The sequence below is a fragment of the Desertihabitans aurantiacus genome (genome assembly GCF_003344635.1).
GTDB lineage: Bacteria > Actinomycetota > Actinomycetes > Propionibacteriales > Propionibacteriaceae > Desertihabitans > Desertihabitans aurantiacus.
In genome coordinates this window covers 1-10,270 of sequence record NZ_QPKK01000137.1, presented here as the reverse complement: position 1 = coordinate 10,270, position 10,270 = coordinate 1, and the positions used below count along the sequence as shown (strand labels likewise).

Here is a 10,270-nt window from a genome sequence, read left to right as displayed (position 1 = left end):
GGTGGCGCGCCGTCCGCCGCGACCTCGGCCTGCTGGGCCGCAGCCGCTGGTCGACCCCGCCGACCGAGGTGGCCCCGCGCCGGCGCCCCTCCCAGCGCCCGCTCGCGGACTGGGCGCACCGCAACCTCACCCGTCCCGTGGTCAGCGTCGGCGCCGCCCTGGACGTGGCTGGCGCGTCGGGGCTGGACGGGCTCCCCGGCCCGCTGCTGCTGGTGGCCAACCACCAGCACACCCGCGACGCCGAGCTGCTGATGGCCGCCCTGCCCGCCGACCTGGCGGCGCGCTGCCGGGTGCTCGGGCTGCGGCAGGTGGCTGCCTGGAACCGGGTGGCCACGGTGCCCGGGCTGCAGGGCGTGACCGCCGACCGTCGCCAGGTCTGGGCGGTCTTCCCCGAGGGTGCGCCCAGCACCGACGGCCGGGTCGGTTCCTTCGACCCGCGGGTGGTGCGGCTGGCGGGCCGGACCGGGGCTGTCGTCGTGCCGGTCGGCATCCGGGGCAGCTTCGCACTGCCCGGCCGCGGCGAGTCCTTCCCCGGTGTGCTCGCCGGGGACGTGCGCCGGGTGGCGGTGCGCTTCGGCGAGCCGCTCCGACCCGTCGACGGGCCCGACGAGACGGCGGCGCAGGCGATCCGGGAGGCGGTCCAGCGGCTCCTCGACGAGGACGTGCGCACCTGGTGGGACCAGCTGCGCAGCCCGGCACCGGCCGAGGCCGAGGTGCCCACCTGGCGGCGGGTGTGGAGTGCCACGGCACCGGCTGAGGAGGGCGGGTCAGGGCGGCGCCGCCGGATCTGGCGCTAGCGACCGGCAGCACCCGCGGAGGCGAGGCACTAGACTCTGGATGCTCTCGAGCAGCGGGAGCACGCGTTCCGGGCGACGGACGTCGGGCGGACGACGACGAAGGAGTCGACATCGTGGGGCACGCCCTGGATGAGGTGACACCGCTGCGCTGGCGGCCGGTCGCGGAGGACGACCTCGCCGCGGTGGACGAGCTGTTCACCGCGATCGAGCGTCACGACGACCCGGCCGAGCGGCACAGCCTGGCCGAGCTGCGCGAGAACATGGACCACGCCGCGCACGGCGCCGAGGCCGACACGGTGATCGGCACCGACCGGGACACCGTGGTCGCGCTCGGCTGGAACCTCGTCAGCACCGACGAGGAGCAGCGCCAGATCTTCCTCTCCGGCGGGGTCCACCCCAGCTGGCGCCAGCTCGGCATCGGCCGGCACCTGCTGTGCTGGCAGCTCGAGCGGGCTCGCGAGCGCCAGCGCCTCGACGGCGACCGCGCCGTGGTGGTGGCCCACTGCGACGAGAAGGCCACCGCCCGGCGCGACCTGTTCCAGCGGGTGGGGCTGCGGCCGGTGCGGCGCCACGTCGACCTGTACCGGCCCCTCAGCGACGACGTCCCCGAGCCGCAGCTGCCCCCGGGCATCGAGCTCGAGCCGCTGCACCCGGAGCGGTCGGAGGACGTCCGGGTGGCCCACAACGACGCCTTCTCCGACGTCTGGCGGGCCCGGCCCGTCTCCCCGGAGCAGTGGGAGGCCTCGATGACCCGCGCCGCCCTGCGTCCGGAGTGGTCCTGGACGGCGGTGGACACCGCCACCGGGGAGGTGGTCGGCTACGCGATCAGCTCGGCCAACCTCGAGGAGTGGGAGGCCCAGGGCTTCAGCCAGGGCTGGACCGGCCGGTTCGGCGTCCGTCCCCGCTACCGCGGCCGGGGCATCGCGCGGGCCCTGCTGCTGCAGTCGATGCGCTCCTTCGCCGCGGCCGGGCTGCAGGCCGCCGGGCTCGGCGTCGACACCGACCGGATCGAGGGGCCGCTCTGCCTCTACCACCAGCTGGGCTACACCGTGGCCGACAGCGTGATCCGCCACGAGGCCGGTCCGGCCGTGTGAGCAGCGGGGCCGCCGGACCCCTGTAACCTTGGCTGCCATGAGTGGGCATTCCAAGTGGGCGACGACCAAGCACAAGAAGGCCGTCATCGACGCCAAGCGCGGCAAGCTCTTCGCCAAGCTGATCAAGAACGTCGAGGTGGCGGCACGGCTCGGCGGCGGTGACCCCGCGGGCAACCCCACGCTGTACGACGCCATCCAGAAGGCGAAGAAGAGCTCGGTCCCCAACGACAACATCGACCGCGCGGTCAAGCGCGGCTCCGGTGCCGAGGGCGGCGGGGCCGACTACGAGACCCTGTTCTACGAGGCCTACGGCCCGGCCGGGATCGCGATGCTGATCGAGTGCCTGACCGACAACCGCAACCGCTCCGCCTCCGAGGTGCGGGTCGCGGTCACCCGCAACGGCGGCACCATGGCCGACGTCGGCTCGACCGCACGGATGTTCCAGCGCAAGGGCGTCGTGGTGGTGAGCAAGGAGCAGGGCGACCGGACGCTGACCGAGGACGACCTGCTCGAGGCCACCCTGGAGGCCGGCCCCGAGGACGTCACCGACCTCGGCGAGGTGTTCGAGATCGTCTCCGAGCCGACCGACCTGGTGGCCGTCCGCACCGCCGTCCAGGACGCCGGTCTGGACTACGAGTCCGCCGAGGTCTCCTTCGTGCCGGACTACACCCAGGAGATGGACGCCGAGGTGGCCGAGAAGCTGGGCCGCATCGTCGACGCGCTGGAGGACTCCGACGACGTCCAGAACGTCTACACCAACGCCGACGCCTCCGACGACGTCCTCGCGACGCTGTCCTGAGCGCTGCCGGCACCGTCCGACACACCCCGGCCGGCGTCCGGTCCCCGTAGGCCCATCGACGCTAGGCTCCGAACGTCTGTTCGAACGGTGAGGGAGTGCGTGTGCGGGTGCTGGGGATCGACCCGGGTCTGACGCGGTGCGGGCTCGGGGTGGTCGAGGGCGCCCCGGGACGACCGCCCGTGCTGGTCGACGTGGGGGTCGCGCGGACGCCGGCCGAGCTCGACACGGCGCGGCGGCTGGTGCAGCTCGAGACCGCGGTGGAGGACTGGGTGCAGCGGCACCAGCCCGAGGTGGTCGCGGTCGAGCGGGTCTTCGCCCAGCACAACGTGCACACCGTGATGGGCACCGCCCAGGCCGCCGGGGTGGCGATGCTGGTCGCCGCCCGGCACGGCATCCCGGTGGTGCTGCACACCCCGAGCGAGGTCAAGGCCGCGGTGACCGGCTCGGGACGGGCCGACAAGAGCCAGGTCGGGCTGATGGTGGCACGGATCCTGCGGCTGGACGAGCCCCCGAAGCCCGCCGACGCCGCCGACGCGGTCGCGCTCGCGATCGCCCACGTCTGGCGCGGAGCCGCGGTCAACCGCTACGCCGAGGCGGTGGCCGCCCACCGCACGTCGCGGCCCCGCACCCCGACCTCGAGGAGGGCCTCGTGATCGCCTCGCTCAGCGGCACCGTGACCGCCCTCGGCGCCACCTCGGTGGTGGTCGACGTCAACGGCTTCGGCGCCCTGGTGCACTGCAGCCCACGGACGGTCAGCGGTCTGCGGCTGGAGCAACCGGCGACGCTGCAGACCAGCCTCGTCGTCCGCGAGGACTCGCTCACCCTGTACGGCTTCGCCGACACCGACGAGCGGGACTGCTTCGAGCTGCTGCTCACCGCCTCCGGCGTCGGGCCGCGGATCGCCCAGGCCGCCTGCGCCGTGCTCAGCCCGTCCGAGCTGCGCGCCGCCATCGCGAGTGAGGACCTGGTCACCCTGACCAAGGTCCCCGGCATCGGCAAGAAGGGTGCGGAGCGGATCTGCATCGAGCTGCGGGACAAGGTCAACACCCTCGCGCTGACCACCCAGCCGCCGGCCACCTCGTCGACGCCGACGGTCTCGTCGGCCTGGCGTGAGCAGGTCTCGCAGGGGCTGCAGGGGCTGGGCTGGTCGGCGCGGGACGCCGAGGCGGCCTGCGACCGGGTGGCCGAGCTCGCCGAGACCACCCCCCAGCCGCCGGTGGCCGAGCTGATGCGCGCGGCCCTGCGCAGCCTGGCCAAGACGTGAGCGGGCTGACGTGAGCGAGGAACGGTCCCGACCGGTGGACCCGCAGGCCGACGACGCCGAGCGGGCCGCCGAGTCCGCGCTGCGGCCGTCCACACTGGGGGAGTTCCAGGGCCAGCCGCGGGTCTCCGAGCAGCTGGGGCTGGTGCTGGCCGCCGCCCGCAACCGGGGCGCGGTGGCCGACCACGTGCTGCTCTCCGGCCCGCCCGGGCTGGGCAAGACCACGCTGGCCATGATCATCGCCGCGGAGATGTCGGCGCCGCTGCGGATCTCCAGCGGTCCGGCCATCCAGCACGCCGGCGACCTGGCCGCGATCCTGTCCGGGCTGAGCGAGGGCGAGGTGCTCTTCCTCGACGAGATCCACCGGATGTCGCGACCGGCCGAGGAGATGCTCTACATCGCGATGGAGGACTTCCGGGTCGACGTGGTGGTCGGCAAGGGCCCCGGTGCGACCGCCATCCCGATCGACATCCCGCGCTTCACCCTGGTGGGGGCGACCACCCGGGCCGGGCTGCTGCCCGGCCCGCTGCGGGACCGGTTCGGCTTCACCGCCCAGCTCGACTTCTACGACGACACCGCGCTGCGCCGGATCCTCATGCGCTCGGCCGCCCAGCTCGACGTCCGGCTCAGCACCGAGGCGGCTGCCGAGATCGCCCGACGCTCCCGCGGCACCCCGCGGATCACCAACCGGTTGCTGCGCCGGGTCCGCGACTACGCCCAGGTGAAGGCCGACGGCACCGTCTCCCTCGCCCTGGCCCGCGACGCCCTCGACCTGTTCGAGGTCGACGACCGCGGCCTTGACCGGCTCGACCGCGGGGTGCTGGAGGCGATCTGCGGACGCTTCGGCGGCGGACCGGTGGGGTTGTCGACCCTGGCCATCTCGGTCGGGGAGGAGACCGACACCGTCGAGGAGGTGGCCGAACCCTTCCTGGTCCGCCAGGGCTTCCTGATGCGCACCCCGCGCGGACGGGTGGCCACCCCGGCGGCCTGGCGCCACCTCGGGCTCACCGCCCCGGTGGGCGCGCCGGGCTCGGGCGACGACCTGTTCTCCTGAGGCGGCTCGCCCGGTCCGGCGCAGTCGCCGAATCCGCGCCGAGCGGGCTAGACTCCGGCGGTCAGCGCCCTGCGGCGACCGCTCGGACCGCCCTGCCCCCCGTGGTGGCAAGGTGTGCCCGCCGCAGGGGAGGACGACCACGAGCGATGATCGCAGGAGTCATGGACCTTCTACTGCCCTTCTTGCTGCTCGCCCTGGTGGCGATGCTCGGCTACCAGACCTACCGCCAGTCGAAGCGGATGAAGCAGCAGCGGGAGGCCGTCTCCTCGCTCGCGCCCGGCACCCGGGTGATGCTCTCCAACGGCTTCGTCGCCACCGTCGTCAGCGTGGCCGACACCACCCTGGACGTGGAGCTGGCCCCCGGCGTCGTGGCCACCGTGGTCAAGCAGGCCTACGGCCAGACCCTGCCGCCGGAGACCGAGGAGACCGCGGCCCCGCTGGCGGCCGAGGACGAGCGTCCGCTCGCCGGTGAGCCCGACGTCGCCGACCCCGCCGACGCCGGTCCGCCGACCCACCGCGTGGTCCGCGACGACGCCGACCGTCCCTCCGACGAGCTGGGCGCCCCGGGCCCCGTGGCCGGCACCCGGCCCGACCCGGCCGACGACCCCCGTCGCACCGACTCCTGACCACCCCCGCCCCACCGCGGGCGACAACTTCCCGAGGACGACGACGTGGCCAGTAGACACCCACGCCCGGCGCGCACGCTGATCGTGCTCGCCGTGGTGATCGCGGGGCTGTACGGCATGATGGCCGCCTTCCAGATCTGGACCCCCAAGCTGGGGCTCGACCTGCGCGGCGGCACCACCATCACGCTGACGGCCTCCAACACCACCGGGCAGGGCTCGGTCGACGACAACAGCCTGGAGCAGGCCCGCAACATCATCGAGCAGCGCGTCAACGGGCTGGGTGTCGGCGAGGGCGAGGTGACCACCGCCGGCGGCAACCAGATCATCGTCTCGGTGCCCAACGTCCAGCAGGACGAGCTGGTCCGGCTGGTCGGGCGCACCGCGGTGCTGTCGTTCCGCAAGGTCTACGACGTCCAGCCGGCGCAGGCCGAGCAGCCGTCCGGTCTGCCCACCGCCCCGCCGGCCCCGCCCCAGCTCGGCGAGCCGGTGCCGGTCGAGCAGCGGATGGACTGGCAGCCCACCCCGGAGATCCAGAGCGAGTTCGCCGGTTTCACCTGCGGCTCGGACTTCCCCGAGGAGGAGGCGCAGCCGCTGGTGGCCTGCGACCAGAGCGGCACCCAGAAGCTGCTGCTCGGCCCGGCCCTGATCAACGGCGACCAGCTCTCCGACGCCTCCGCCGGCGTCCCGCAGAACCGCTTCGAGTGGGTGGTCAACCTCGAGTTCGACAACGAGGGCGCCACCCGCTTCGAGGAGGTCACCGGGCAGCTGGCCACCCAGGCCGACCCGCAGAACCGCTTCGCCATCGTCATCGACGGGGTGTCGATCTCCGCACCCTCGGTCGACCGGGCGATCCCCGGCGGTCAGGCCGAGATCAGCGGCGGGTTCACCCAGCAGACCGCCACCGAGCTGGCCAACGTGCTGCGCTACGGCGCCCTGCCGCTGGCCTTCGAGGTGTCCTCGGTCGACAACGTCTCGGCCACCCTCGGCGGTGAGCAGCTGGAGGCCGGGATCATCGCCGGCATCATCGGCATGGTCCTCGTGCTCGCGTTCTGCGTCGCGGCCTACCGCGGTCTCGGCATCGTCGTCATCAGCTCGCTGCTGGTCGCCGCCGCGCTCACCTGGGCCGCGCTGGCCCTGCTCGGCGAGGCCGTCGGGATGGCGCTCAACCTGCCCGGCATCGCCGGAGCGATCGTCGCCATCGGCATGACCGCGGACAGCTTCGTCATCTACTTCGAACGGATCCGCGACGAGCTGCGCAACGGCCGCAGCCTGCGCTCGGCGGTGGAGGTCGGCTGGCACGACACCAAGCGGACGATCCTCATCGCCGACGCCGTCCAGCTGCTCTCGGCGGTGGTGCTGTTCGCGCTGGCGGTCGGCTCGGTCCGCGGCTTCGCCTTCACCCTCGGGCTCACCACGCTGATTGACATCGTCGTGGTGTTCTGGTTCACCAAGCCGCTGATGACGCTGCTGGCGCGGACGCGGTACTTCAGCAGCGGGGCCCGCTGGTCCGGGCTGGAGCCCGAGCACACCGGGGCCCGGCCCGTGCGGCGGCGTCCGCTCACCCCGGCCAAGGCCCTGGCCCAGTCGATCGCCTCCTCGCCGCGGTCGCGGCAGGGGATCGCCGGTCCGCGGACGGCCCGACAGGCAGGAGAGGCCTGATGCGTGACTTCATCCGACGCCTGAACACCGGCGAGCTCAGCTACGGGTTCGTCCCGCGCTGGCGCCGCTGGTTCATCATCAGCGCCGTCATCGTCGTGGTCTCGCTGGCCTCGCTGGTGGTGCGCCCGCTCAACCTCGGCATCGAGTTCCGCGGCGGTGCCGACTTCCAGGCGCCGGTGCAGGTGACCGACTCCACCGCCGACGACCTCGGTGACGCCGTCGAGGCGACCGGGCTGCCCGAGCTGGACAGCACCACCGTCACCACCATCGGCGAGGGCACCGTGCGGGTGCAGACCCGCACGCTCACCGTGGACGAGGTGGCCCAGGTCCGCGGCGCGATCGCCGAGGAGGTGGGCGTCTCCTCCGAAGAGGTCGCCTACTCCCTGATCGGGGCGTCGTGGGGCGAGCAGATCACCGAGCGCGCGCTGATCGCGCTCGGGGTGTTCCTGGTGCTGGTGGCCGGGGTCATCTGGATCTACTTCCGCGACTGGCGGATGTCGGTGGCGGCCATCGTGGCGCTGCTGCACGATTTGATCGTGACCATCGGCGTGTACGCGCTGGTCGGCTTCACCGTCACCCCGGCCTCGGTGATCGCCGTGCTGACGATCCTCGGCTACTCCCTCTACGACACGGTGGTGGTCTTCGACCGGGTGCGCGAGAACGTGGCCTCCCTGCGCGAGGGACGCCGCACCTACAGCGAGGCCGCCAACGCCGCCCTCAACGCGGTGCTGGTGCGCTCGCTCAACACCACGATCATCGGCGTCCTCCCGGTGGTCGCCCTGCTCATCGCCGGGGCGCTCGTGCTGGGCCAGGGCCCGCTGCAGGACCTGTCGCTGGCGCTCTTCGTCGGCATGGTGGCCGGTGCCTACTCCTCGATCTTCCTCGCCACCCCGGTGCTGGCCCTGCTCAAGGAGCGCGACCCGGCGATGGTCGAGCACCGTGAGCGGCTGGCGCACCGGGTGCGCAAGGAGGAGCGCAGGGCCGAGCGGCGCACCGGCGGGTCCGGGTCGCCGGTGGCCGTGCTCGATCGCGACGAGGACACCGACACCGACACCGACGACGAGGACGGGGCGGGGACGACCCCGACCACCGAGCCGCGGGCCGGCACCGCCCGGGCGACCGGCGCCGGAGCCAGCGGACGTTCCCAGCCGAAGCGGGTCCCGCGCAGCGAGAGGCGGCGTCCGTGAGCCCCGCGACCATGACGAGCAGCGCCCGCCGCGAGCTGGTGGCCGGGCTCATCACCGACGTGCCCGACTGGCCGGTGCCGGGCGTGACGTTCAAGGACATCACCCCGCTGCTGGCCTCCCCGGGCGGGTTCTCCGCCGCGGTGAGCGAGCTGGTCGAGAACGCCCCCCGCGAGGTGGACGTGGTGGTCGGTGCCGAGGCCCGCGGGTTCGTCTTCGGCGCGCCGGTCGCGCTCGCCCTCGGCGCCGGGTTCGTCCCGGTCCGCAAGCCGGGCAAGCTGCCGCGCGCCACCCGCGACCAGAGCTACCGCCTGGAGTACGGCGAGGCGGTCCTGTCGGTGCACACCGACGCCGTCGTCTCCGGGGCCCGGGTGCTGGTGGTCGACGACGTGCTGGCCACCGGCGGCACCCTGCTCGCCACCTGCCAGCTGCTCTCGTCGATGGGCGCGACGGTGCTCGGCGCCTCGGTGGTGCTCGAGCTCGCCTCGCTCGGCGGTCGGGAGCGGCTGTCCGCCGAGGGGGTCTCGGTGGACGCGCTGGTCACGGCGGACTGACCGGTGCCGGAGAGCAGCCGCTTCGGGGCCCGCTACGTCGAGCCCCTGGTGCAGATGCCCGAACGGGGCACCTCCCCGGCACGGGCGCTGCTGATCCGCGCCGGCCTCGCCGGGCTGCTGCTCGTCTTCTCCACCCTGCTGGTCTACTTCGACCGCGACGCCTACATCGACCAGACCGGCGGTGACGGCGTCGACCTGGTCGACGCGCTGTACTACTCGACGGTGACGATGTCGACCACGGGGTACGGCGACATCGCCCCGCTGCTGCCGCACGCCCGCATCATCAACGCGCTGGTGGTCACCCCGCTGCGCGTGCTGTTCCTGGTCCTGCTGGTCGGCACGGCCATCGAGGTGCTGGCCACCGAGGGCCGCCGCATCTTCATCGACGCTCGCTGGAGGAAGCGCATGCGCAACCACGTGGTCCTCGTCGGCTACGGCACCAAGGGACGGGCGGCCGCGGCGACGATGCGGCGCAACGGCATCGCGATGGAGAAGGTGGTCGTCATCGACGGCAACGCCACCGCACTCCAGGACGCCAACAACGACGGGCTGGCCTCGATCAAGGGCGACGGCACCCGTCGCGACATCCTGCGCCGGGCCGAGATCAGCCGGGCCCGCGAGGTCATCATCACCCTCGACCGCGACGACTCCGCCATCCTCGCCACCCTCACCGTCCGCCAGCTCAACCCCAGCGCGCACGTCGTGGTGGCCGTCCGCGAGCACGAGAACGTCTCCCTGCTGCGCCAGTCCGGCGCCGACTCCGTCGTCACCTCCTCCGACGCGGTCGGCCGGCTGCTCGGGCTGTCGGCGGTCAACCCGTCGGTCGGCACCGTGATCGAGGACCTGCTGTCGTCGGGGGAGGGCCTGGAGATCGCCGAGCGCCAGGTGACGGCCGAGGAGGTCGGCCTGGCCCCGGCGGAGGTGTCCGACGTGCGGGTGCTGGCGGTGGTGCGCAACCAGACGCTGCGCCGCTACTACGACCCGTCGGTGGCTCAGCTGGAGACCGGTGACCGGCTGGTGGTGGTGCGCCGCAGCTCCTCCGACATCGTCACCGACAGCCTGCCCAAGGAGCGCAGCAAGCCCTCCAGCGACGACGCCGGCTGGTGAGCGGTGACCCGGTGCCGGTGCTGAAACGGTCCACCTAGAATGGCTGACCACGACAGATCTGCTCCGAGCACGAGAGAGGTCGGTGACAGGTGAGCGAGACGGTCGGGCAGCGTGAGACGCAGGCTCCGGCGCGCC

General features: G+C 73.3%; 11 protein-coding genes. All 11 read left to right on the top strand.

Annotated features, from left to right (window positions below; all coding sequences use genetic code 11):
* A partial coding sequence (locus DVA66_RS11945; protein WP_114560292.1) for a lysophospholipid acyltransferase family protein occupies positions 1 to 797 on the top strand: 797 nt, incomplete at its 5' end.
* Between the two features lie 113 nt (positions 798 to 910).
* A complete protein-coding gene (locus DVA66_RS11940) occupies positions 911 to 1,891 on the top strand; it encodes a GNAT family N-acetyltransferase (RefSeq protein WP_114560291.1) in 981 nt (326 codons plus the stop codon).
* A 37-nt stretch (positions 1,892 to 1,928) separates the two neighbouring features.
* Positions 1,929 to 2,690, top strand: a complete 762-nt coding sequence (locus DVA66_RS11935) for a YebC/PmpR family DNA-binding transcriptional regulator (RefSeq protein ID WP_114560290.1) — start codon at positions 1,929 to 1,931, stop codon at positions 2,688 to 2,690.
* A gap of 110 nt (positions 2,691 to 2,800) precedes the next feature.
* Positions 2,801 to 3,343 carry a crossover junction endodeoxyribonuclease RuvC gene (gene ruvC / locus DVA66_RS11930; protein ID WP_198671693.1) on the top strand — a complete coding sequence of 181 codons (543 nt, stop codon included), beginning with the start codon at positions 2,801 to 2,803 and terminating at the stop codon, positions 3,341 to 3,343.
* The gene (gene ruvA, locus DVA66_RS11925) at positions 3,340 to 3,954 is read left to right on the top strand and encodes a Holliday junction branch migration protein RuvA (protein WP_114560288.1); all 615 of its coding nucleotides are present in this window, start codon (positions 3,340 to 3,342) and stop codon (positions 3,952 to 3,954) included. The genes ruvC and ruvA overlap by 4 nt, the downstream gene beginning before the upstream one ends.
* 10 nt (positions 3,955 to 3,964) lie before the next feature.
* Complete coding sequence (gene ruvB, locus DVA66_RS11920) at positions 3,965 to 5,005, top strand: Holliday junction branch migration DNA helicase RuvB (protein ID WP_114560287.1); 1,041 nt, start codon at positions 3,965 to 3,967, stop codon at positions 5,003 to 5,005.
* Between the two features lie 146 nt (positions 5,006 to 5,151).
* Entirely contained in the window at positions 5,152 to 5,631 is a 480-nt protein-coding gene (gene yajC / locus DVA66_RS11915; protein ID WP_114560286.1) for a preprotein translocase subunit YajC, read from the top strand.
* 45 nt (positions 5,632 to 5,676) lie between these two features.
* Positions 5,677 to 7,290: a protein translocase subunit SecD gene (gene secD / locus DVA66_RS11910; protein ID WP_232821925.1), complete on the top strand. Its 1,614-nt coding sequence runs from the start codon at positions 5,677 to 5,679 to the stop codon at positions 7,288 to 7,290.
* Positions 7,290 to 8,477 carry a protein translocase subunit SecF gene (secF, locus tag DVA66_RS11905; RefSeq protein WP_114560285.1) on the top strand — a complete coding sequence of 396 codons (1,188 nt, stop codon included), beginning with the start codon at positions 7,290 to 7,292 and terminating at the stop codon, positions 8,475 to 8,477. Before secD ends, secF begins: the two co-directional genes overlap by 1 nt.
* Positions 8,478 to 8,488: 11 nt before the next feature.
* The gene (locus DVA66_RS11900) at positions 8,489 to 9,028 is read left to right on the top strand and encodes an adenine phosphoribosyltransferase (RefSeq protein WP_114560284.1); all 540 of its coding nucleotides are present in this window, start codon (positions 8,489 to 8,491) and stop codon (positions 9,026 to 9,028) included.
* Between the two features lie 54 nt (positions 9,029 to 9,082).
* Positions 9,083 to 10,135 carry a potassium channel family protein gene (locus DVA66_RS11895; protein WP_114560293.1) on the top strand — a complete coding sequence of 351 codons (1,053 nt, stop codon included), beginning with the start codon at positions 9,083 to 9,085 and terminating at the stop codon, positions 10,133 to 10,135.
* Positions 10,136 to 10,270: the final 135 nt, after the last annotated feature.

Bases quoted from the DNA above. Each gene is read 5' to 3' on its own strand.
- secF (WP_114560285.1), top strand. From the start codon at position 7,290: ATGCGTGACTTCATCCGACGCCTGAACACCGGCGAGCTCAGCTACGGG.
- yajC (WP_114560286.1), top strand. From the start codon at position 5,152: ATGATCGCAGGAGTCATGGACCTTCTACTGCCCTTCTTGCTGCTCGCC.
- DVA66_RS11900 (WP_114560284.1), top strand. From the start codon at position 8,489: ATGACGAGCAGCGCCCGCCGCGAGCTGGTGGCCGGGCTCATCACCGAC.
- DVA66_RS11935 (WP_114560290.1), top strand. From the start codon at position 1,929: ATGAGTGGGCATTCCAAGTGGGCGACGACCAAGCACAAGAAGGCCGTC.
- DVA66_RS11895 (WP_114560293.1), top strand. From the start codon at position 9,083: ATGCCCGAACGGGGCACCTCCCCGGCACGGGCGCTGCTGATCCGCGCC.